The organism is Litoreibacter sp. GN1-5, assembly GCF_055693805.1.
The window spans coordinates 496,453-518,538 of record NZ_JBVFUP010000001.1 but is presented as its reverse complement, the minus strand read 5'-3'; the positions used below and the strand labels follow the sequence as shown (position 1 = coordinate 518,538).

24 protein-coding genes and 1 pseudogene are annotated in these 22,086 nt (G+C 54.4%); 5 read left to right on the top strand and 20 right to left on the bottom strand.

The window, feature by feature from the left end:
- Positions 1-656 precede the first annotated feature (656 nt).
- Genes ACZ1HF_RS02660 through ACZ1HF_RS02650 form a run of 3 tightly spaced genes read right to left on the bottom strand, consistent with a single transcriptional unit; the run spans position 657 to position 4,090 of the window.
- Positions 657-2,126 (bottom strand): carboxypeptidase M32, encoded by a 1,470-nt coding sequence (locus ACZ1HF_RS02660; RefSeq protein WP_472658965.1) that lies wholly within the window; start codon positions 2,124-2,126, stop codon positions 657-659.
- On the bottom strand, positions 2,126-3,262 hold the full coding sequence (ctaA, locus tag ACZ1HF_RS02655; protein WP_472656054.1) for a heme A synthase: 1,137 nt from the start codon (positions 3,260-3,262) through the stop codon (positions 2,126-2,128). The genes ACZ1HF_RS02660 and ctaA overlap by 1 nt, the downstream gene beginning before the upstream one ends.
- A 54-nt stretch (positions 3,263-3,316) precedes the next feature.
- Complete coding sequence (locus ACZ1HF_RS02650) at positions 3,317-4,090, bottom strand: RNA methyltransferase (RefSeq protein WP_472656053.1); 774 nt, start codon at positions 4,088-4,090, stop codon at positions 3,317-3,319.
- A 110-nt stretch (positions 4,091-4,200) separates the two neighbouring features.
- On the opposite strand from ACZ1HF_RS02650, the gene ACZ1HF_RS02645 reads away from it, so the two are divergent.
- On the top strand, positions 4,201-4,821 hold the full coding sequence (locus tag ACZ1HF_RS02645; protein WP_472656052.1) for a thiamine phosphate synthase: 621 nt from the start codon (positions 4,201-4,203) through the stop codon (positions 4,819-4,821).
- 110 nt (positions 4,822-4,931) lie between these two features.
- Here the strand turns inward: ACZ1HF_RS02645 and ACZ1HF_RS02640 are convergent, their stop codons facing one another.
- The 4 genes from ACZ1HF_RS02640 to ACZ1HF_RS02625 form a co-directional block, all read right to left on the bottom strand.
- A complete protein-coding gene (locus ACZ1HF_RS02640; RefSeq protein WP_472656051.1) occupies positions 4,932-5,363 on the bottom strand; it encodes a GFA family protein in 432 nt (143 codons plus the stop codon).
- A gap of 146 nt (positions 5,364-5,509) precedes the next feature.
- Complete coding sequence (gene olsA, locus ACZ1HF_RS02635) at positions 5,510-6,325, bottom strand: lyso-ornithine lipid O-acyltransferase (protein WP_472656050.1); 816 nt, start codon at positions 6,323-6,325, stop codon at positions 5,510-5,512.
- Complete coding sequence (gene olsB / locus ACZ1HF_RS02630; protein ID WP_472656049.1) at positions 6,322-7,089, bottom strand: L-ornithine N(alpha)-acyltransferase; 768 nt, start codon at positions 7,087-7,089, stop codon at positions 6,322-6,324. The genes olsA and olsB overlap by 4 nt, the downstream gene beginning before the upstream one ends.
- A 176-nt stretch (positions 7,090-7,265) precedes the next feature.
- On the bottom strand, positions 7,266-7,454 hold the full coding sequence (locus ACZ1HF_RS02625; RefSeq protein WP_472656048.1) for a DUF3553 domain-containing protein: 189 nt from the start codon (positions 7,452-7,454) through the stop codon (positions 7,266-7,268).
- A 25-nt stretch (positions 7,455-7,479) separates the two neighbouring features.
- Here ACZ1HF_RS02625 and ACZ1HF_RS02620 point away from each other — a divergent pair, with 25 nt between their 5' ends.
- Complete coding sequence (locus ACZ1HF_RS02620) at positions 7,480-8,076, top strand: histidine phosphotransferase family protein (RefSeq protein ID WP_472656047.1); 597 nt, start codon at positions 7,480-7,482, stop codon at positions 8,074-8,076.
- Here the strand turns inward: ACZ1HF_RS02620 and ACZ1HF_RS02615 are convergent.
- Genes ACZ1HF_RS02615 through ACZ1HF_RS02605 form a run of 3 tightly spaced genes read right to left on the bottom strand, consistent with a single transcriptional unit; the run spans position 8,065 to position 10,116 of the window.
- On the bottom strand, positions 8,065-8,595 hold the full coding sequence (locus ACZ1HF_RS02615; RefSeq protein WP_472656046.1) for a gamma carbonic anhydrase family protein: 531 nt from the start codon (positions 8,593-8,595) through the stop codon (positions 8,065-8,067). The two genes, ACZ1HF_RS02620 and ACZ1HF_RS02615, sit on opposite strands and share 12 nt — an antisense overlap.
- Complete coding sequence (gene gmk, locus ACZ1HF_RS02610) at positions 8,592-9,236, bottom strand: guanylate kinase (RefSeq protein WP_472656045.1); 645 nt, start codon at positions 9,234-9,236, stop codon at positions 8,592-8,594. Before gmk ends, ACZ1HF_RS02615 begins: the two co-directional genes overlap by 4 nt.
- A 4-nt stretch (positions 9,237-9,240) precedes the next feature.
- The gene (locus tag ACZ1HF_RS02605; RefSeq protein WP_472656044.1) at positions 9,241-10,116 is read right to left on the bottom strand and encodes a YicC/YloC family endoribonuclease; all 876 of its coding nucleotides are present in this window, start codon (positions 10,114-10,116) and stop codon (positions 9,241-9,243) included.
- A 164-nt stretch (positions 10,117-10,280) separates the two neighbouring features.
- Between ACZ1HF_RS02605 and ACZ1HF_RS02600 the strand changes: the two genes are divergently transcribed.
- A complete protein-coding gene (locus tag ACZ1HF_RS02600; RefSeq protein ID WP_472656043.1) occupies positions 10,281-10,973 on the top strand; it encodes a PAS domain-containing protein in 693 nt (230 codons plus the stop codon).
- A gap of 48 nt (positions 10,974-11,021) precedes the next feature.
- Here the strand turns inward: ACZ1HF_RS02600 and ACZ1HF_RS02595 are convergent, their stop codons facing one another.
- Positions 11,022-12,389, bottom strand: coding sequence for a class II 3-deoxy-7-phosphoheptulonate synthase (locus ACZ1HF_RS02595; RefSeq protein WP_472656042.1), 1,368 nt, complete (start codon positions 12,387-12,389; stop codon positions 11,022-11,024).
- Between the two features lie 169 nt (positions 12,390-12,558).
- Here ACZ1HF_RS02595 and ACZ1HF_RS02590 point away from each other — a divergent pair, with 169 nt between their 5' ends.
- On the top strand, positions 12,559-13,548 hold the full coding sequence (locus ACZ1HF_RS02590; RefSeq protein WP_472658964.1) for a GlxA family transcriptional regulator: 990 nt from the start codon (positions 12,559-12,561) through the stop codon (positions 13,546-13,548).
- Between the two features lie 20 nt (positions 13,549-13,568).
- Here ACZ1HF_RS02590 and ACZ1HF_RS02585 read toward each other — a convergent pair whose 3' ends face one another.
- From ACZ1HF_RS02585 to ACZ1HF_RS02565, 5 genes and pseudogenes are all read right to left on the bottom strand, one after another.
- Entirely contained in the window at positions 13,569-14,777 is a 1,209-nt protein-coding gene (locus tag ACZ1HF_RS02585; protein WP_472656041.1) for a beta-ketoacyl-[acyl-carrier-protein] synthase family protein, read from the bottom strand.
- Between the two features lies 1 nt (position 14,778).
- A complete protein-coding gene (locus ACZ1HF_RS02580) occupies positions 14,779-15,045 on the bottom strand; it encodes an acyl carrier protein (RefSeq protein WP_472656040.1) in 267 nt (88 codons plus the stop codon).
- A gap of 64 nt (positions 15,046-15,109) precedes the next feature.
- Positions 15,110-16,176, bottom strand: a pseudogene (lpxD, locus tag ACZ1HF_RS02575) (UDP-3-O-(3-hydroxymyristoyl)glucosamine N-acyltransferase).
- A 51-nt stretch (positions 16,177-16,227) separates the two neighbouring features.
- Positions 16,228-17,184, bottom strand: a complete 957-nt coding sequence (locus ACZ1HF_RS02570) for a L,D-transpeptidase family protein (protein ID WP_472656039.1) — start codon at positions 17,182-17,184, stop codon at positions 16,228-16,230.
- Positions 17,126-17,836, bottom strand: a complete 711-nt coding sequence (locus ACZ1HF_RS02565; RefSeq protein ID WP_472656038.1) for a L,D-transpeptidase scaffold domain-containing protein — start codon at positions 17,834-17,836, stop codon at positions 17,126-17,128. The genes ACZ1HF_RS02570 and ACZ1HF_RS02565 overlap by 59 nt, the downstream gene beginning before the upstream one ends.
- 305 nt (positions 17,837-18,141) lie before the next feature.
- On the opposite strand from ACZ1HF_RS02565, the gene mepK reads away from it, so the two are divergent.
- Entirely contained in the window at positions 18,142-18,711 is a 570-nt protein-coding gene (gene mepK / locus ACZ1HF_RS02560; RefSeq protein ID WP_472656037.1) for a peptidoglycan L,D-endopeptidase MepK, read from the top strand.
- A gap of 325 nt (positions 18,712-19,036) precedes the next feature.
- Here mepK and ACZ1HF_RS02555 read toward each other — a convergent pair whose 3' ends face one another.
- From ACZ1HF_RS02555 to ACZ1HF_RS02540, 4 genes are all read right to left on the bottom strand, one after another.
- Positions 19,037-19,459, bottom strand: a complete 423-nt coding sequence (locus ACZ1HF_RS02555; protein ID WP_472658963.1) for a cupin domain-containing protein — start codon at positions 19,457-19,459, stop codon at positions 19,037-19,039.
- A 158-nt stretch (positions 19,460-19,617) separates the two neighbouring features.
- Positions 19,618-19,812: a hypothetical protein gene (locus ACZ1HF_RS02550; RefSeq protein WP_472656036.1), complete on the bottom strand. Its 195-nt coding sequence runs from the start codon at positions 19,810-19,812 to the stop codon at positions 19,618-19,620.
- A 249-nt stretch (positions 19,813-20,061) separates the two neighbouring features.
- Positions 20,062-21,336 carry a phosphopyruvate hydratase gene (gene eno / locus ACZ1HF_RS02545; RefSeq protein ID WP_472656035.1) on the bottom strand — a complete coding sequence of 425 codons (1,275 nt, stop codon included), beginning with the start codon at positions 21,334-21,336 and terminating at the stop codon, positions 20,062-20,064.
- Positions 21,337-21,438: 102 nt separating this feature from the next.
- Entirely contained in the window at positions 21,439-21,843 is a 405-nt protein-coding gene (locus ACZ1HF_RS02540) for a Fur family transcriptional regulator (RefSeq protein WP_472656034.1), read from the bottom strand.
- Positions 21,844-22,086 lie beyond the last annotated feature (243 nt).

The window sequence follows — 22,086 nt, the reverse complement described above, 5'->3', positions numbered from 1 at the left end:
TGACCCGAACGATGGTCAGAAGCATCCCTGTGGTCTTCCCGCTTCCCCGGCTATTGCTGTGGTGTCTCTTTGTAGCTTGGTTAAACTTCGCAATATCATCCAAGAGGGCTGGTAGCTTCTCGAATGCCGATGCCAGGGCTTCAGAATTTGTTGATTGGCCCCTAACGAGTACAATATTTTGTTATAGCTGTGCGTGATTTCGAACGACTCCCAAAAACGATGGCCAAATGTCGGCTTCACCTTCGAGATACTTCTTCATGCCTCTTGCACTTGGAAAGCTCACATTGTCAATTAATTGGTAGTCAACGATAAAATCGTTGGTCCGCCATAATTTATACCCTTCACAACGTCCACACGAAGCTAGCAACTCTAAGGTTTAAATGCCCCATTTCCTTGGATTAACCTTTGAACACCGGCGAAATGCAGAGTGTGCGTCCGACAAGGTTGGGAAGCCGTGAAACCACGCAACTCCAACCCGACTCCAACCACAAGGTTAAGCATCGGGCCTTGTGGTTATACCATGTTGCGAACTTTTCTCAGGACGTCGGACGCGGCTTTTTGGTCTTGCAGGTGGTAGTGTCACGCTTCTTCATGAGGCCCGTCTTGGCCAGCGTTAGAGCCTTTTCGATCTCCTGCCCCATCTCAGCATGCCAAAATCAGATGCCGTATAAATCCGTGAACTTTGCTTCTAGGTATTCCAGCAATGGCTCTTCGGTGGGGTCAGAGCCACAGGCGCGGGTGATGACGTCGCGGGGCTCATAGAGGCCGCCGTGTTGTTGCAAGCTGTCGCGCAGCCAGTCTGTTGCGGCGGATGTATTGCCAGTCGCAAGCTGCATGTCCAAGGCAGGCACGGCCTGCCGTAAGGATTGATACAGGCAGCCGGCATAGACATTGCCAAGGCTGTAGGTCGGGAAATACCCGAACAAGCCGAAGGACCAATGCACATCCTGCAAAACACCATTTGATGGCTTGTCCACACTGACACCAAAATCTGAGGCAAACCGGGCGTTCCAGGCATCTTCGAGGTCATCAACCTCCAGCTTACCCTCCACAAGCTGGCGTTCCAGATCAAAGCGCAGCATGACATGTAGGTTGTAATGGACTTCGTCAGCCTCGGTACGGATGAAGCCTGACCCAACGCGGTTCACCACTTTGTAAAACGCATCCTCGTCCGCCACACCAAAATCACCAAACTGATCGCGCATCTGCCCGTAAAGCCAGCCGGTAAAGGCGCGGGACCGACCAAGCTGGTTTTCGTAAATCCGACTTTGACTTTCATGCACGCCCATAGACACACCGGATCCCAGCGGGGTTAGGGCAAAATCTGGTCGCACGCCCTGTTCATAACAGGCATGACCCACCTCGTGGATCGTGGAATAGAAACAGTTGAACGGATCACGTGGAGACACCCGCGTGGTGATCCGCACATCCGTCCCGGACCCGCTTGAGAAAGGATGCACCGCCTTGTCAATCCGGCCCCGTGTCATGTCATAGCCAAATACTTGTGCCAGTTTCGTAGATAGTGCGAGCTGCCCGGCTTCCTCAAATTCGTGGTCCAAGGGCGCAGGCGCATCTGCGTTTAAAACACGCTCTCGCAAAGCCACAAGGCGGGGACGCATCCGGTCAAACAGGTTCTGTAATTCTGCGCCGGTCATGCCTTGTTCGTAATCATCCAACAGAGCGTCATAAAGATCACCGCCATCGGCCAGACAGGCGGCTTCCTCGCGCTTGAGGTCGATCATGTGTTTCAAGGTGGGTGCAAAGCTTGCAAAATCATCCTCGGCCCGTGCTCTGGCCCAGATGCCCTGCCCTTTTGAGGTGTGCCGGGCAATGTCCGAGGCCAGCTTTTCGGGGACTTTGACACTGCGCATATAGCTGCGTCTGATCTGGCGCAGATTTGCCTTGGCAACATCATCATCTACCGCGGCATTCTCTAGCCAGTCGCCGATCTTCGGATCCGTGCGCCGCCCATGCAAAACCGCTTCCAGCGCTGCCATCTCTTCCGAGCGCAGATCGGCAGCACCTTCCGGCATAACCGTTTCCTGATCCCATCCCGTGCGGCCCGCAACGGATGCCAAGGCTTGTGTCGTGCGGTTATGGGCCATCAATTCATTATAGGCGTTCATCATGATCTCACAGATTGGGTCGTTGGATACATTGTTAGGAAACGGGCGCGCAGGATCAAAGTCACAAGCACCACTGCGCCGAACTGGTGGATAATGGCAATATGCCAAGGGGCTGCATAAAGCACCGTGCCAATGCCCAGAACAAGCTGGCCAAACAGCATCGCTGCCATCCAGTCATAGGCTTGCTTGGTCGCCCGGTTGGCTGACCGGCGGGACCGCTGCCAGACAAAGAGGCCAAAGGCAAACAGCAGATAGCCAAGGACGCGGTGGTTGAACTGCACCAAAGCCTCGGACTCGAAGAAGTTACGCCACCAGGGGCTATGCTCAAAGGCCAGCGACGGAAACACATCACCGGCCATCAGCGGCCAATCGGTATATGTGCGACCTGCATCGATCCCGGCCACAAGCGCGCCGACGATGATTTGCAGATAGCTCAGATGCAGCAAACCAGACACCATACGCTTGAGCGATGGTTCCGCATTACGACGGGCTTGCAGCAACTCAGCCTCAGAGCGGCCCAGTTTCATAACAGACCACGCAATCAGGCCAAGTATGACAAAGGCCAGTCCCAGATGTACCGCCAGCCTGTAGGACGCGACATCGAGCATCGTGCCTTCCAGCCCAGACGACACCATCCACCAGCCGATAGCACCTTGCAAACCGCCCAAACCGCCCAACAGCAACAGCTGTCCGGTCCAGCCTGTGGGGATTTTCTTGCGCAGCAGGAACCAGAAAAACCCCAGTGCCCAGACCAATCCGATGACACGGCCAAGCTGGCGGTGCCCCCATTCCCACCAGTAAATCACCTTGAACTCGGACAGGCTCATCCCCTTGTTTTGTAGTTGGTATTCGGGGATTGCGCGGTATTTCTCCAGCTCGGCCAGCCACGCAGCCTCTGACAAGGGCGGGATGGCCCCAGTGATCGGGGCCCATTCGGTGATCGACAAGCCGCTATCGGTCAGGCGCGTCAAGCCACCAACAGCGATCATCACCACAACCAGCGCAAACAGGATCATCAACCAGATGCGGATCGCGCTCCGCGCTCCGCCGCGTTTTGCACGATCAATTGCACCGGGTTCCGCCTGAACCTTCTCGGTCGTCTCGACCTCTTCAAAAATACTGCGTTTCTGTGCCATATCTGCCCTCAGTCTCTGGCGTGCAACCTATGTCGCGACCGTGTGCTCGGCAAGTCAGTCATCGCGTTCTTTCCAGCGCACGAATTGCCGCAGCATTCCGTGGAATATCTGAGTATCAGCCTGTGTCATCGGCATACGTGACAACATATTGCGCAGGTTCAACTTCATGCTGTCCGCTTTATCCTCTGGATAGAAGAAACCGGCTGCGTCCAGTCGTTGCACAAAATGCTGGTAAAGCTTTTCAATCTCGATCCCTTCGGCAAATTTTGTCTTGACCATCTCGACCAGCTCGGGCGCGTCATCTCCAGTCTGTCTGCGCCATTCATAGGCCACCAGCAGCACGCATTGCGCCAGATTGAGCGATGCAAAACCGGGATTGACCGGCACCGAGATAATTGCGTTGGCCTGCGCAATGTCTGCATTTTCCAACCCAGAGCGTTCTGGCCCGAACAGCACCCCCACGCTCTGGCCCTCGGCCAGCAACTGCCGTGCATGGGCCATGGCGCGTTCTGGCGTCATCACGGATTTGGTCAGATCACGCGACCGGGCCGTGGTTGCAAAGACATAGTTCAGATCCCCCAAGGCCTGCGCGGTCGTCTCGTACACGCCCAGCTTATCCAGAACACGTGACGCGCCCGATGCGGTGGCGACGGCCTTCGAATTTGGCCAGCCATCACGCGGATTGACCAGCCGCATATGTTCAAGCTCGAAATTCCACATGGCCCGCGCCGCAAACCCGATATTTTCGCCCATTTGCGAGTCCACCAGAACAACGACGGGTTGCGGGCCGCCCCAGTCAGAAGATGCAGAGTGATCAGTGCCAGACATTGCCATTTCCTCAAATATTGCCGGGGGTTTAAGCGGCTGACCCGCGCACTGCAATGGTCTTGTGACGCGCGCACGCGCCCGCTATGACAAGCAGAAAAAGGAATACCACTATGGACGCGCCGGACATCCCACAGATTTATCTGATTACCCCACCCGAATTTGAGCTGTCCTCGTTCCCGGCACAATTGGCCCATGTCATGGACGCCGTAGACATTGCCTGCCTGCGCCTGAGCCTTGCGACCAAGGACGAGGATCGCATCGCGCGCGCCGCTGATCTGATCCGTGAAGAGGCCCATAAGCGTGACGTCCCGCTGGTTATCGAAAGTCATTTTTTGATGGCTGAGCGTCTGGGCCTTGATGGTGTTCACCTGCTTGATGGTGCGCGCTCGGTGCGTCATGTGCGCAAAGAACTGGGACAGGACACGATTGTCGGTGCCTTTTGTGGAACCTCCCGCCATGACGGGATGAACGCTGGTGAAGCGGGTGCTGATTATATCGCCTTTGGTCCGATGACAGACACAGCCCTTGGCGACGGTAAAACGGCTGATGTCGAGATATTTAAATGGTGGTCCGAAATGATCGAACTGCCCGTCGTTGCCGAAGGCGCGTTGACGGTCGAGATGGTGGAAACCCTTGCCCCCACCACCGATTTCTTTGCTATTGGTGAGGGAATCTGGAAAACAGAAGATCCCGCTGCCACCCTTAAGGCGCTGCTTGCGCCGCTGGCATAACAAAAAGGTGAGACTGATCCAGCTTCAGGGAAGCTGGACGTTATCAATATCAGGAAATGGCTTTACTTCAGGCTCAAATGACCGGTCGAGTAGTTTGATCTGATCGCCAATCAATTCTGACCTGGCGGAGGAGCGTATGCGGCATAAACCTCGGCGGCAGTCATGGTTTCCGTCTTGTCGGCCAATGTGTAGAAGGTCGGCTTCCTATCAACGAAAACCTGTAGGGACAGATGCAAATCTGACTGATCATCGAGTATTCCAGCGGCTATCTGGAATTCGTTGCTATCTATGATGTGATAAAACAGATTTGACCCACATTTCTTGCAGAAGCCACGCTCCGCCCAATCGGAAGACCGTATCTTTGTTATGGAGTCCTCGCCCTCAAAAGTTACGTTTTTGCACGTTACCTCGAAATACGGCCCAGACGTCCAGCGGCGGCACATGTCGCAATGGCAGGCGGCCACTTTGGGTTCACTTGCAATGCCGGTAATTCGAACCGCACCGCACATACATTTTCCGGTTAGCTGGATCCCTTGCGTCACAATGCTGCTTTTCCTTAGTCGGCATTAGCTTTACCGCAACTCACTCTAACGTGCGCGATCCAAATTGGATTGATCTTGATCATCGGCCACATAGAGGCGCTTGGGATCCGCTTCGCCTGGAAGATGCAACCGGCCAAGTGCGTCGCTCAGGGCCGTCCATGCCCCTCGCGCACGACGGCTTCACAGGCTGCGGCCAATGCCTTGCGATCTGCAAAATCTGACACCTTTAAGGGCGCATGGTAAATCACGCGCACGCTGCCTTGCGGGGACGCCGCCAATACATGGAGAAAATGCGACCCAAATTCCATATCGCCCCACCAGCCGTAAAACCGAGGATCAGCACCGTCAGGGGCGATGTAGCGCACCGAAACAGGTTGTATGTAGAGAATATCGCGCAAAGCGTCTGTGAAGAACGCAGCAAAGAGCGTTGATTTGAAAAGCAGAACCCTAAGACTGTCAGTGCTGGTCCCTTCGGGAAAGAACAGCAGCTTATGGCCTGCTTTCAGGCGATCTTCCATCAATTGCGCCTGTAGTTTGGCCTCTTTCGGGATGCGGCTGATGAACATTGTCCCCGATGCTTTTGCAAGCCAACCAATGACAGGCCAGCTTGCCACCTCGGATTTTGAGACGAAGTAAACCCGCTTACGCGCATTGAGCACAAAGATATCCAGCCAGGACGCATGATTGGCCACAACGGCCCCGCTTTTCTGTATCGGCGTGCCCTCTGTCTGGAAACCAAGTCCGAAGACGCGCAACACATTCCGAAATGTGATCTGCGCAATATAGGGCGTCCAAGGACGGTGAAGACCATAGAAGGGGCGTTCGATCAAGCGCAGCAAGAACAGACCGCACGCGCCGCACAGGATCAGCAGGACCAAAGGCACGCCGCGCAGCACAATGCGCGCCCACCCTGCTGGTGTAATCCGCACGACTGGTGGTTCTGTGTCACTGGTCCAGGTCATGGGGCCTTAGCGTAGCGGTTGCGATCTTTTGCAGACAGCCGTGCAACATCAATCACCATACATACATCAATTGTATTGAACGTGTGGTCGACAAACGCACCATCCCCCACCTTACCCCCAAGCCGAAGGTAGGATTTGATCAGTGATGGGGTCGCCTTCATCGCAGACGGCCTGTTGATCTGCTCAGGCGCGATCAAATCCATGCTTTGATATGTTTTGGAGCGTGGGCGAAGTTCGGGCGGGGCCAGATGCGCATGATAAAGATGGGACAAAGGTTCCGCCAAAGCGCCCAGATCGACGCCTGGAAAGCTGGCAACGCCGAACAATAGCTCGATGTTATGTTGCTCCACATAGGATGCCAAGCCCTGCCATAATTCGTACAAAGCGGCACCTCCGCGGTATTCGGGATGCACGCAGGACCGGCCAAGTTCCAACAGTCGCTTGCCCGAGGATAGAAGCGGCGCGAGGTCATATTCATCCTCACTATAAAACCTGCCGATCGCAGGCATCTGGTCGCTGCGCAGCAAACGGTAGACACCAACCACGTGGTCCAAGTTTTCTGCATCACGGGCCGGATCAATCAGGATCATATGGTCAAAAAAAGGATCAAACGCGTCACGCTCCAGATGGTTGCTATGATCAACAGCCTCACCTGACCCGCCAAGCTCTTCTATAAACACACGGTAACGCAAGCGTTGGGACGCACGTAAATCCTGCTCTGTTTGCGCAAGTCGTAGTTCAAATTCTGTGGTTAGAATGCTCATGCATCCTTATGGCTGCTCTTTACCTGATTTGACCAGAGTAATCATATTAACCCTATTCGGGGCAAATTTGGTGGATTATGACAGTTATGTGACGAAGAGATCAAAAACTAGTAACTCAGCCTGCAAAACGACGTTACTAAATCACAAACGGCTCTTATTTTGACCATCTTTGCTGGTCAATCATTGCGAGTAACACGAACAAGACTGACATTTGACCCATCAATAACGATTTTCCCGCAGTGCTCAAAATTAACCGTAACCTTACCGCCTATGTTCGATTGAACTTGCCCCAAACCCCAGTCGGGTTGATCGGGATGTTTTACGATCATCCCGGGTTCCAATAACGCATTGAGATCTTCGAACATGGTACAACCTCTTGGATTAGACAGAATGACATATGATCTGAAAGACGCCACTTCCCTGTTAGGGTCTCGCATCTGCCATGACCTTATCAGCCCATTAGGCGCAATCAGCAATGGTCTTGAACTTCTTTCAATGTCATCTGCAACGAAATCCCCGGAATTGAAACTGATTGAAGAAAGCGTTGCCAGCGCAAACGCCCGCATCCGTTTCTTCCGCGTCGCACTTGGCGCTGCCACCGGATCACAGGTTATGGCCCGCTCCGAAGTTCTCAAGCTGATTTCCGACTGTTACGCAATTGGACGGCTCAACATCCGTTGGGAGCCGACCGCCGATCCAACACGGACCGAAGCAAAGCTGGGCTTGCTTGGCATCATGTGTATGGAAGCAGCCTTGCCCCAAGGCGGCGAAATCCACGTCATGTCTGATCGCGGTGTCTGGCAAATTCGCGGGTTTGGTCCGAAAATCCGGTTCGACACGTCCCTTTGGGCCGTTCTGGATGGCAGCGCGCCCACCGATGTCAATTCGTCCGAAGTCCAATTCACACTGATGCGCGAAGCATTGGATGGTATGGGCCGCACGGCACAAATCGGTCATTCGGACAGCGCCGTCTCGCTACGGTACTAAACTTAACCCATCCCGAAAGCGGCGCATGTTGTCCTGATAGTGCAGAGCCGACGCAACGAGGCCCTGTTTCATCTGGTCCGACAATTCTTTGACCACCTTACCAGGTGCCCCCAAAACCATGGTTCCATCCGGGATCACCTTATTCTCGGTGATCAAGGCCCCTGCCCCAATCAGGCAACCCTTGCCAATCTTCGCGCCGTTCAAGATCGTTGCCCCCATCCCGATCAAAGACCCCTCACCGATCTCGCAGCCATGCAACATCGCCTTGTGACCAATGGTGCAGTTCGCCCCGATGATCAGCGGGGAGCCCATATCGGTATGCAGGACACAGTTTTCCTGAATGTTGCTGCCAGCGCCCAGATGGATCGCCTCGTTATCGCCGCGCAATGTGGCGCCAAACCAGACCGACGCGCCTGTTTCTATCACCACTTGACCAATCAGGTTGGCATCAGGCGCAATCCAGAAATCCCCATCCTGCGGCAAGGTAGGCGCAATCCCCTCAAGCGCGTAAATCGTCATGTCTTGCGTCCTTCAAATTCATCATTGAGATCGCGGACCAGCTCCATCAACCCCGGCTGGCGTGACCGTTTCAGCCGCTCGGCGACAAGGATCGCCCGCAGCTCGACCTCTGCTACGTCGATGTCCCGATTGATCAGGCAATAATCATACTCGGCCCAATGACTGATTTCGTCTCGGCTTTTCTGCATCCGGGCCGCGATAACCTCATCGCTATCCTGCGCGCGGGATCGAAGGCGCTTTTCCAACTCCTCGATGGACGGCGGCAAGATGAAGATCGACACCACATCTTCGGCCAGGCCAGAGTTGCGCACCTGCTGTCCACCCTGCCAGTCAATGTCGAAAATCACGTCTCGCCCCTGCCCTATGGCGTCTTCAACCGGCCCTCTGGGAGAGCCATAAAGATTTCCGAAGACCTCTGCATGTTCCAGCATCTGACCATTATGCACCATATCCATGAAGGTCTCACGGCTGCGGAAATAATATTCTCGTCCATCTTCCTCACCCGGACGTGCCGCGCGGGTTGTGGCTGAAACCGAGAAACTTAACGTGTCGTCCCAACCAATCAGACGTTGCGCCAAAGTCGACTTCCCCGCCCCCGAAGGTGAGCTGAGAATAATCAGGATACCACGACGAACCTGCATGGGGTTACTCCACGTTCTGAGCTTGTTCGCGCATCTGATCGATAATCGCTTTCAACTCAAGCCCGACCCGCGTCAGATCGGTCGAGCCGGATTTGGAACACAGCGTATTCGCCTCGCGGTTGAATTCCTGCATCAGAAAATCAAGCTTGCGCCCGACGGGTCCATCTTGTGCCAACAGATCACGGGCGGCCAGCACATGGGCCTGCAATCGATCCAGCTCTTCTGACACGTCGGCTTTAACAGCCAATAACGCCAGCTCTTGGGCTACGCGGTCAGGGTCTGCACCATCGCTGTTTGCCAAAACACTTGCCAAATTATCTTTCATCGTCTGCGCTACCTGATCTCGTCGCGCCTCTGCCAAGTCTGCCGCCTGTGTCACGAATGTTTCAATCTGGTCTAACTGTGCCGCCAATATACCTGCCAAGGCGAGCCCTTCGGACTGGCGCATTGCATCGAAGGCATCGACCGCGGCATCAAGGCTGCTTAGCACAGCCGCGACCGGAAGTTCCGCCATACTTTCATCGCCAACGGATACAACGCCGCGCAAGGCCAGATAGCCCGCAGCGTCAGATGCGGGCAGCTTCAGCCCCTTGTTCTTTGCCATCGACCGAACCTGAATCGCAGCATTGAGATAGAAATCCAGAGCCTTTTCATTGACCGTAAAGGATGTGCCACCACCATCATGTTCAGCACGGAGCGATACAGAGATACTGCCACGGTGAAACCGCTTTTGCAGCCTCGCGCGTATCTCGGCCTCGGACGGGTTGAGCTGCTCTGGCATACGCAAACGCACGTCCAGGCCTTTGGCATTCACACCGCGCATTTCCAGGGTCCACGTAAAACCGTCCGCCGCCCCGACCTCAGAAGCAAAGCCCGTCATGGATTTTATCATGCCGTTAACCCTTTAATACTTTTGCAACTTACCAAAGCCTCGGACTGTGCTTATTAACACTTCAGTAACTATTTCGCGTTAGGGTTAACAAACCCTGAACGTAACGACAACTACAGGGCTCTGCGCTACGCGGGTCTGCGTAAGGGGTAAATATGGAACGCACAGACCACACGGGTGCCAACGTGGTGCCACTATGGACCTATCAGGCTGCAATGGACACTTCTCCGATCAAAGACATGCTTGCCTACTGGAGCGAGCTTTGTGCAGGCAGGCTTGTCCCCTTGCGGTCCGAAATTGATCCAAGGGCTATTGTTCCACTTCTGGAAAACAGCTTCATCCTTGAGCGTAAGCAACCCGGTCTGGTGCGGTTTCGGCTGGCAGGCAACTACCTGAATGACCTGATGGGGATGGAGGTACGTGGCATGCCCCTGCGCGCACTTATTCGGGCGGGCAAGCGTGCAGAGTTCAGCGCCTCGCTGGAACGTGTGTTTGAGGCGCCAGAAATTCATGAATATCACCTGACCTCGGATAACAGCCAAGGCCTGCCCATGCGCGCCCGCATGCTGCTATTGCCGCTCAAAAGTGACTTCGGCAATATTGACAAAGCCTTGGGCTGCCTTGCCCCCGAAGGCGCGGCCAGCGCAACACCGTGCAGGTTCACTGTGACAGAAACCCGCGTCACCGCGATCCGCACAGGCAAACTCAGCCGCGAAATGGTGCATGCGCTTTATCCAAACGACCGCCTTGCAGGCTTTGCCGAAGGCCAAGCACCGTTCACACCACAGCCCCCAAGGGCGAAAGGCAAACCAGATCTTCGTCTGGTGAAATCAGACCTGCAAGATTGAAAAGCCCCGAGTAAAAGCCAGAAGGCCTTTACCCGGGCTTCACCTAATTCAAAGCACGGCGCGTTTGGCTTCGGCGCGGCCGGACAGCTCTTCCGCAACCAGAAATGCCAGTTCCAAAGATTGTGATGCGTTCAAGCGCGGGTCACAGGCGGTGTGGTATCTATCCGACAGATCCTCATCCGTGACAGCCCGGACACCGCCGGTGCATTCCGTCACGTCTTTGCCGGTCATCTCGAAATGGACACCGCCGGGGACTGTGCCCTCAGACTTATGGATCGCAAAGAATTCACGCACCTCGCGCAACACGCTCTCAAAGGGCCGTGTTTTATAGCCAGTCGAGGATTTGATCGTGTTGCCATGCATCGGATCACAGGTCCAGACGACATTGGCCCCTTCCTGTTGCACGGTTTTGATCAAGCGCGGCAGATGCTCGCCAACATTGCCAGCCCCGAAGCGCGCAATCAGCGTCAGGCGGCCCGCTTCGTTGGTGGGGTTCAGCTTGGACATCAACACTTTCAGATCGTCAGGCGTTGTGGTGGGACCGCATTTCAGACCAATCGGGTTCTGCACACCACGGGCGAATTCCACGTGCGCGCCATCTGGCTGGCGGGTCCGATCACCGATCCAGATCATATGACCTGATCCCGCCAAAGGCATCCCCGTCGTTGTATCAACCCGGCACAGCGCTTCTTCATATTCCAGCAAAAGCGCCTCGTGGCTGGTGTAGAAATCCACACTGGCCAGTTCTGCGTTATTCTTGGCCGTCAGCCCCGCTGCTGTCATGAAATCCAGACTGTCCTGAATTCGGTTCGCCATATCGCGGTATTGTTCAGCCCGCTCCCCTTCCGTAAAGCCCAATGTCCAGGCGTGAACCTGATGAATATCCGCATAACCGCCCTTCGAGAAGGCGCGTAACAGGTTCAGAGATGCCGCTGCCTGTGTATAGGCCTGCAACATCTTCGAAGGGTTCGGCATTCGGGCTTCCGGGGTGAAATCCAACTCATTGATGATATCGCCGCGATAGCTTGGCAGTTCCAACCCGTCCTTCACCTCTGTCGGAGCCGAGCGCGGCTTGGCAAATTGTCCGGCCATCCGGCCGACTTTGACCACGGGCACCTTGGCCCCGTAAGTCAGCACCATGGCCATCTGTAACATGACCTTGAACGTGTCGCGGATCGTATCTGCGGAAAATTCCGCAAAGCTTTCAGCACAATCCCCACCTTGCAACAAAAACGCCTCGCCACGGGATACGGCAGCCAATGACGCTTTCAGCTTGCGCGCCTCGCCGGCAAAGACAAGCGGCGGATATTTGGCCAGCTGCGCCTCGACGACGTTCAGCGCGGCTTCATCCGTATAGTCGGGCATCTGTATCCGAGGCTTGGCTCTCCAGTCCGACTTGCTCCATGTCTGTGCCATGGTCATTGCTCCATTCAATGGTCTCAAATTTTATTCAGGCTGTCTCTATAACGTCGTCTGTGGGGGCTTGCCAATGTCGAATTCTATGCTCAGGGTATTTGCTTACGAAATGGACGAAACTACACGTCCAGCAGACTGGAATGCGCGCGTGGCACAAAAGACCCCTGACATGGAACCGATGATTGACGTTGATGGGTCGCACCGGAAACGGTTCATCTTCGTCCTTCTGGACAAGTTCACAATGCTCAGCTTCTCCTGTGCGATCGAGGCCCTTCGGATCGCCAATCGCGTATCTGGCAAACAACTCTACACTTGGAAACTGGCTGGTGAAGGCGGCGAAACCACCTATTGCTCAACGGGGACCGGATTCAAACTTGATATGGACCTAGAGGAAATCAACCGCGATGACATCGTGTTGATATGTGGTGGTATAGAAATACAAACCGCAACGACCAAGAAATTGCTTAACTGGCTGAGACGGGAAGCCCGGCGGGGGGTAAGTGTCGGGGGTTTATGTACGGCCAGTTATGTGATGGCCAAAGCCGGACTGCTTGATAAAAAACGCGCGACGATCCACTGGGAAAACCAAGACAGCTTTGTGGAAGAGTTCGAAGACATAACCCTGACAAAATCGGTCTACACGATCGATGGCAACCGGATCACTACAGCGGGGGGGACATCGTCCATCGATATGATGCTCAAGCTGATTGCCACGGATCATGGTCAGGATTTGGCCAATCTGGTCGCCGACCAGCTGATCTATTCATCGATCCGCACCGATCAGGATCAGCAACGCTTATCGATCCCGACCCGCATCGGCGTGCGCCACCCCAAGCTCAGCCGCGTTATTCAGATCATGGAAGAAAACATCGAAGACCCGATCAGCCCATCCGTTCTGGCCAGTGATGTCGGCATGTCCACACGCCAGTTAGAGCGGCTGTTTCGGCGGTATCTGAACCTGTCGCCCAAACGCTACTACATGGAAATCCGCTTGCAAAAAGCGCGCAACCTGCTGATGCAGACAGATATGAGCGTGATCAACGTTGCCCTTGCCTGCGGTTTCACCTCGCCCTCGCATTTCTCAAAATGCTACCGGGCGCATTATGATACGACCCCCTATCGGGAACGCGGAACGCAAGGGATGCGGGCTTCAAATTGACCTGCATTTTCCGAATTGCTTTAGATGCTTTTCAAGGCCAGCACAGCGTTCATTCCACCGAAAGCAAATGCGTTTGACAGGGCTACCGGGACTTTAGCTTCGCGTGCCTCGTTCGGGACTACATCCAGCGCGCATTCCGGGTCTGGCTCTTCATAGTTTATGGTCGGCGCGATGATGCCATCCTTAACGGCCATCACACAGGCCAGAAGTTCAATCGCGCCAGTGCCACCGATCACGTGACCATGCATAGACTTGGTCGATGAAATCATCAGGTTGTCCGCATGGGGACCGAACACATCGGCGACAGCCGCGCATTCGGTTTTGTCATTCGCGGCAGTGCCTGTGCCATGGGCGTTGATATAGCGCACTTCGGATTTATTGATTTTGGCATCACGCATAGCCCCGGCGATTGCGCGGGCCGCGCCTTGTTTGGACGGCATGACGATATCAGCCGCATCCGAGGTCATGGCAAACCCGATCACTTCGGCCAGAATATCTGCCCCACGGGCTTTGGCGTGCTCATAGTCTTCAAATACGAAGATCGCAGCTCCCTCGCCCTGCACCATGCCATTGCGATTGGCCGAGAACGGACGGCAGGCGTCCTTGGACATGACGCGCAGCCCTTCCCATGCCTTGACGCCACCAAAGCACAGCATGGATTCAGCACCGCCCGTGACCATTACTTTGGACATGCCGCTGCGGATAAGCTGAAAGGCCTGCCCCATGGCATGGTTCGAGGACGCACATGCCGTTGCCACGGTGAAACTCGGCCCTTTGAGATTATACTCCATCGACACGTGGCTGGCCGCTGCATTGTTCATCAATTTAGGAACAACGAACGGATGCACCCGGTTCTTGCCCTCTTCATAGACAGCGCGGTAATTTTCATCCTGCGTGTTCATACCACCCCCAGCAGTACCCAGAACGACGCCCGCCTGCGCTGCAAGCTCACCAGAAAAGCGCAAGCCCGATTGCGCAATCGCCTCTTGGGCAGCGATCAAGGAAAACTGCGTGTAACGATCATAAAGTGATATCTGCTGGCGGTTGAATTTCGCCTGGGGGTCATAGTCACGCACCTGCCCGCCAATTCTAATCGACAGCCTGTCCACATCGCGGATGTCCAGTTCCCCGATACCGCAGCGCCCTTCCCGGAAAGCCTCCAGCGTTTGCGAAACGGACACACCAAGTGCATTGATTGTCCCCTGTCCGGTAATCACAACCCGATGCATGTCAGCTCTTTTGCTCTGCAATCAGCCCTTGAACGGCTGTGACAATCGAGGCGACACTGGTGATGTCGAATTCACCTTCTGTCGGATCATTGGCATTAAAAGGGATCTGAATATCGAAAGCTTCTTCTATCGCGAAGATGCTTTCCACCAGACCCAGACTGTCGATTCCCAAATCTTCAAGCGTGGAGTCTGGTTTCACATCCTCAACCTCCAAAACAGCCTGTTCGGCTATAATGGCGATTATTTTGCTTTGAACACTATCTGACATAGCCTCCCCTGACGCTGTCGCAGCCTGTCCCCACTTAAGAGATATTATCCAGATTTGCCACCAGCTAATTGCCTTGCTTGAAGGACTTCATAAATCGTGGCAAGCGGCGCAAAGCTTTCTGGATTTCCATATGGGTTTCCATCTTGACCGCAGGGCTTCCCAAAATTGCTCTCCCGGCTGGCACATTGGTGTAAATCTTTGAGGCCCCGCCAGCAACAACATCATCGCCTATAAAGATATTGTCGCTGACACCACATTGTCCGCCCAGAACAACCCGATTGCCAATCTGTACAGACCCTGCAACCCCCACATGCCCGCAAAGCAAGCAATCATCGCCGATTTGCACGTTGTGACCGATATGCACAAGATTATCGAGCTTGGTTCCATCACCGATATGCGTGTCGCGGATCGTTCCGCGATCAACCGTCGCGTTGGCACCAATTTCAACATTATTTCCAATAGTTACCGAACCAAGCGAATGTATACGTGTCCAGCTTTGCTGGCTCGCCCCCCCGTATCCCCAAGACTTTGACGCACGTTTTCCACGCCGCTTTTCTCTGGCGTAACAAAGGAAAACCCATCCGCACCGATCACAGCCCCCGCCTGTGCAATGAAGTTGTTTCCGACAGTGATCCGGTGCCCAATCCGCACCCCTTGTAAGATCAGGGCATCATCGCCGATATTGGCCTCTTCAGCGATACTGACATGGGATGCAATCCTCGCGTCTTTGCCTATCTGCACATTCCGGCCTACCACAACGAAAGGCCCGATCGCAGCACCCTGCCCGATCTGAGCTGACGGGTCGATGATGGCGGATGGATGAATGCCCGAGGCGATCTCGGGGCCGGGATCCATCAACTTGGTCAGCCCTGACATCGCGTAACGCGGCCGTGGTACAAAGATTGCAGCTTTCAACCCCAGCGTCTGCCAATCCGCGCCGGACCACAGAATAGCGGTTTGCGCCTGACCTTTGGCAAGATCACCTGCATATTTCTCGTCCATTGCAAGGGCAATTGCATCTGCAGAAGCAAGACCGGGTTCTGCCGCGCGCGCAACTTCAATGGATGCATCACCTTGAACGTCTGCGCCAAGCGCCTTGGCAATTTCACCGACAGTATAAGTCTTACTCATCCATGCCCCGCTAGAGAGTCAGGCGCGCATTACGCGCCTGCTCTGGCAGGTTTAGCCCTGAACTGAGCGCAGTGAAACCCCGGCATTTGCGAGTGCTGCAAAAATACGCGCATCACGACCATAAACATCGCGTCGGTAATTTGCCCTTCCCTTGGGGTCGACCCATGCGGTGTAATAGACCAGATGAACCGGCAAAGGCTGTGCCAGCTTAACTGTCCGCTCTTTGCGGGTTTTCAGTATGTTTTGGAAATATCCTTGCGCATCGCTTTCCTGAGCTTTCAGAAGCTCATAGGCAAAGTCGAACGGCTTATGAACCCTTACGCACCCATGGCTGAAGGCACGAGCCTCTTTGCCAAACAGGTTTTTGGACGGGGTGTCATGCAGATAAATATTGTATTTGTTCGGGAACATGAACTTGACCAGACCAAGAGCATTACCCTGACTCGGGGGCTCTTTCATCGAGAATGGGAAAGTCTTCGCGTTATACTGTGCAAAGTTGATTGCGTTGCGGTTCACAATCTTTCCGTTGGGCGCGATGATCTGCATCCGGCTGACGGCGTTCGGGTTGCGCTTGAGCAGCGGCAGATATTCTTTCGTTGTGATCGAGCGCGGGATATACCACGACGGGTTGATCACCATATGTTCCATCACATCCGAAAATTCAGGCGTGCGGCGGTCCGGATCGTTCTTGCCCACAACCACGCGGCTGCGGAAGGTGGACTTGCCGTTTTGGATGATATCAACGTGATAATCCGGGATATTGACCCAGACATGCTTTTTGGCCAGCGGGCGATTGTTCCAGCGCTGCCGTTCCAGTGCGACAAGGACCTGTTGCAGACGTTGCTGCACACCTTTGTTCACCTCGGCCAAAGTGCCAGGGCCAGCGACGCCATCAGGGTTCAGCCCATGGAAATGCTGAAACTGCTGCACACCAGCGGTCAGCTTTTCATCATATGTCTGGCTGGCTGATTTGCGCATGTACCCCATGCGGATCAGACGGTTGCGCAACTGAACAACCGCCCCCGGATTGCCCCGGCTTGAGGGCTTTGGCCTGAACCATATCACCCCAGCCGCCACGAGCCATCAGTTTTTCAAGCTTAACCTTTTCCTTTTGCAGCCGTACATATTCCGGCTTGTTTGGGGTCATCTTGCGCAGAAATGCCTGCGGTGAGGATTTAGAAAACGCATCAAGTGTAGCAACCTGATCGTAGCGCGCGACTTTCATTACCAGACCGCTATCGACACTGCGCGGATTTAGTACGCCAGATCTCAGATCATCTGCATATGCCAGAAAGCGGCGTGCCGCCTCGACCTCGACACGGCCCTGATCCCGCGGCGTTCTGGCGGCCTTCATGAGACCCGCCAGTTCATCTGGATTATAACGCGCAACAGGCAAGCCATGATCATCAGCTTTGGCAAATGCTTTCATCAAGGCGCTTCTACGACGCCTGTCACCATTGCCCGTAAATAATGGTTTGAAACCGCGCTGACGATAGAATTCAGTCAGCGCACCATCCTTGGCGGCAGCTTCAGCGATGGATTGTTTCAACGCCGTAACCGCCGCATCGGCACGTCCCGATACAAAAGCAGGCATCATAACACCAGCCGCACCCGCGGCCATCATGCGCAATGCAGAGCGACGATCAGTTCTAAATTTCATCCGTGTTTTCCTTGTAAAACAAATCAACATTTACCTAAAAACAATTTTATACCCACCCTGCGAAGTCCACTCACAATCCTGAGACTATATCGATTTTCCATGGCGCGTTGCCCAAGCGTCACTTTTTTGCATCACGTAAGGTCAATTATCCTTGATGCGCGAGTTTTTGCCCATTTGCACCAAGTTAAGGTATTTCTCGTAGAGTTCCCTTGAGTTCAAGAATCACCTTGTGCATAAAGATTGCAACCGGGGGGTTCAGACAATTGGCTGCGTAAGTGGCTTGACGAACGGGACAGGCATAATTCATGGGCGAAAGACAAAACGCTAATGTAACGCGTCGTGCGTTACTCGGGGCATTTGCGGCAACGGCAGTCACAGCAGCACCAGTCTATTCAGGTGTATTCGGGTTTCTAAAGGGCGCTGGCGATGTTCGCCGCCTGACGATGCATTCCGGACGCACCGGCGAACATATCGATATGATCTACTGGATTGAGGGTGAATATATCAAAGAATCCCTTGCCGAAGTGAACTACTTTATGCGCGATTGGCGTCAGAACTCTGCAGCAAATATAGACACACGCACGATTGATATCATGTCGGCCTCGCACAATCTGATGGGCGCTGATGAGCCCTATTTGTTGTTGTCCGGCTATAGATCCCCACAAACAAATGCCATGCTGCGATCTAGGTCACGCGGCGTTGCAAGAAACTCCTTGCATATGAAGGGTCAGGCAGCAGATTTGCGTCTCAAGTCCCGCTCTGTCGGTCAAATAGCACGCGCCGCTGCGTCTTGTTCCGCGGGGGGCGTTGGACGCTATTCGGGCTCTAACTTCGTGCATATGGATTGCGGTCCAATCCGCACATGGGGCCGGTAAGCCACCTTTGAATATCAATATAATGAGCCGCCATCGCATTGGCGGCTTTTATTTTTTGACACATTGTCAACCCTACGACACCACGCCTCCATCAGCCTACTAAAACAACGGCAGCTGGCAGAAACTTGCCGCAAAGCTGCGAGCAATGATCCGCTTACGGAGCCGGTGTTGTCAGCCCCACGCATTTCCCCGACTGGGCAAGCCGGAACCATGTGCCACCTCGCAGTTTCCCCCTGAGTTCCTGTACACAAAATTACCGAGCCTTCTTTCAACTCGGGGATATAGGCCCGCGTTTTGACGAAACACGGTTATATAGATTCCATTCTTAACGCTCTATCTCAAATCCAGGCGCAGCCAATTCAAAGCCTTCAAACTGAAACCCTGGCGATACGGTACATCCCACAAGCGCCCAGCCATCAGGCGCAGATGCGGCCTGCCAGTGATCTTTAGGCACAATAACCTGCGGGACCTGCCCCACCGTCAGATCAGGACCAAGGTGATATTCCGTCGCTGGCCCCGCTTGGGTTGCGGATACAGACAGGATCAACGGCGTTCCCGAATAAAAATGCCAGATCTCGACCGCATCAACCCGATGCCAGTGGGACCGCTCCCCTTGTTTGAGCAGAAAATAGATGCACGTGCCGTGCGGCCTACCCTCACCGGTTTCATCCACCCAAGTCTGGCGATACCAGCCACCTTCAGGGTGCGGCGCAAGGTTTAACTCAGTGATCAGATCATCGGCGTCCATATGCGTTGTTACCTCAGCAACACACAGTCGAAAACCCATCAACGCAGGCCCGACCTGACGCTTTCACGTGTCTTTTCTACTTCATAAGAAGCATTGAGATGACGGCCAAAATAAAAGCCCCGTACAAAGTGCGGGGCCTTTCCATGTCAGTTCAGAAGTTAAGCCGCTTGCAAAACCTGGCTATTATCCTCCAGAAGCGCCTTTAGGTCTTCCATATACAGACGCTTGATGTCCTCGCGCGCTGTTTCAACCATTGCTTGCTCTGGTTCAGTTGTCTCAGCGCTCACAAGACGCAGAAACGGTTTTGCAAGAAATGCTGGTAGCGCGTTACTCAGTGCCTTTGTCTGATTCATGTTCATCATCCCGTGCCCCCTCGAGCCATGCTTCCGATGAAATGAATATGTCAGAAAACTGGTCAGCTTTTACGGGGAACCGGACATAGTTTTACCCCGTAAACACTGGGAAAATCAGAGGAGACGTAGACTAACGCCTTGTTATACAACAATATTATACTCCAAGCCTCTGATTTTCAGACGTAACGTCAAAATATCAAAATCTGTGGCTCCACCATTAAATTACCGCAATTCGCAGGGTCCGATCCCTTATTTCAGAACCGCCCGCCCAGCATATTGCGCGCTTTCGCCCAAGGCTTCTTCGATCCGGATAAGCTGATTATACTTCGCAAGCCGATCTGAGCGCGACAGTGATCCCGTTTTGATCTGCCCGCAATTCGTGGCCACAGCAAGGTCTGCAATCGTCGCATCCTCAGTCTCGCCCGATCTGTGTGACATTACGTTCCGGAAACCGGCCCGGTGCGCCATATCCACAGCGCGCAATGTCTCGGTCAGCGTGCCGATCTGGTTTACCTTCACCAGCATCGCGTTGGCCGAACCTCGCTCGATCCCCTGTGCCAACCGTTCCGGGTTGGTCACGAACAAATCATCACCCACAAGCTGCACCTTGTCGCCGATCTCATCGGTCAGCATCTTCCAGCCGTCCCAATCGTCCTCGTCACAGCCGTCTTCAATCGAGATAATCGGATAATCACCGGCCAGCGCTGCCAGATAGGCTACGTTTTCTTCGCGGCTCAGGGATTTGCCCTCGCCCTTCATCTCATAAATCCCATCCACACAGTATTCGGTGGCCGCACAATCCAGCGCCAGATAGATATCTTCGCCCGGTGTGTAACCGGCTTTCTCGACCGCCTTGATGATGAAATCCAGCGCATCGCGGGTCGAGGCCAGATTGGGCGCAAAGCCACCCTCATCCCCGATCCCGGTGTTATGTCCTGCCGCTGACAGCTCTTTCTTCAAGGTATGAAAGACCTCTGATCCCATACGCACAGCCTCGCTGATATTGCTCGCCGAGACAGGCATGATCATAAATTCCTGAATATCAATCGGGTTATCGGCATGTTCGCCCCCGTTGATGATATTCATCATCGGCACCGGCAAAACCCGCGCCGAGGTGCCACCAACATAGCGATAAAGCGGCTGCGTCGTAAACTCCGCCGCAGCCTTGGCCACAGCCATCGAGACCCCAAGGATCGCATTCGCGCCCAGACGGCCTTTGTTATCGGTGCCGTCGATTTCGATCATCATCTCATCAATCGCGACCTGATCCGTCGCATCCTCGCCCAACAAGCTTTCCGCAATCTCGCCATTCACGGCCGCCACAGCCTCCAGCACGCCTTTGCCAAGGTAGCGCGCCTTATCGCCATCGCGTTTTTCCACCGCCTCATAAGCCCCGGTCGAGGCCCCCGATGGAACCGCTGCCCGCCCCATCGTGCCGTCTTCCAGAATAACGTCCACCTCAACTGTGGGATTGCCGCGAGAATCCAGAATTTCACGGGCGTGAATGTCGATAATTGTGCTCATGGGAAGATGTCCTTTGAGAAAGAAATGACGTTGCGGCAGGTGTAACGTGGCGATGGTTGAGGGGCAAGGTGGTGTTGTTTCACCCAGCCCCGGTTTGGATGGCTATTCTTTCACCCCATACAGTTCCAACCGATGCCCTTTCAGTTTGTAACCCAGCCGTTTGGCGATTTTTTCCTGTAGCTCTTCGATCTCGGGGTCGACGAATTCGATCACTTCACCCGTTTGCATATCGATCAGGTGATCATGGTGATCGCGTTCTGCGTCTTCATAGCGCGCACGCCCGTCGCCGAATTCCAGCTTGTCCAGAAGCCCGGCCTCTTCAAACAGCTTGACCGTCCGATAGACAGTCGCGATTGAAATACCGGGATCTACCGCCGTGGCGCGTGTATAGAGCTGTTCCACGTCGGGATGATCGTCACTGTCCTGTAACACCTGTGCTATGACACGGCGCTGGCCGGTCATACGCAAACCTTTGGAAACGCTGCGCGAAATGATGGTGTCGGACATGGGCGCCCCCTCTCGTTTCTTGTTCTACAAAATCATGCCAATGGGCTCCACCCCCAATTGAGGCTTGACTTGTGGCCAAAGAAAGCGCAACTGCAACACCAAGACGACGCATATTCGTGCCGCGTGGGCTGATCCGATCAGCACAGCACTGTGTCGCAAAACGTTCCCAATTTCACGCGAAAGGGTCCGGCGGAAGAACCACTTCCGCGCCCTATTAACGCGACCTGCACGCCATTTGGCGGT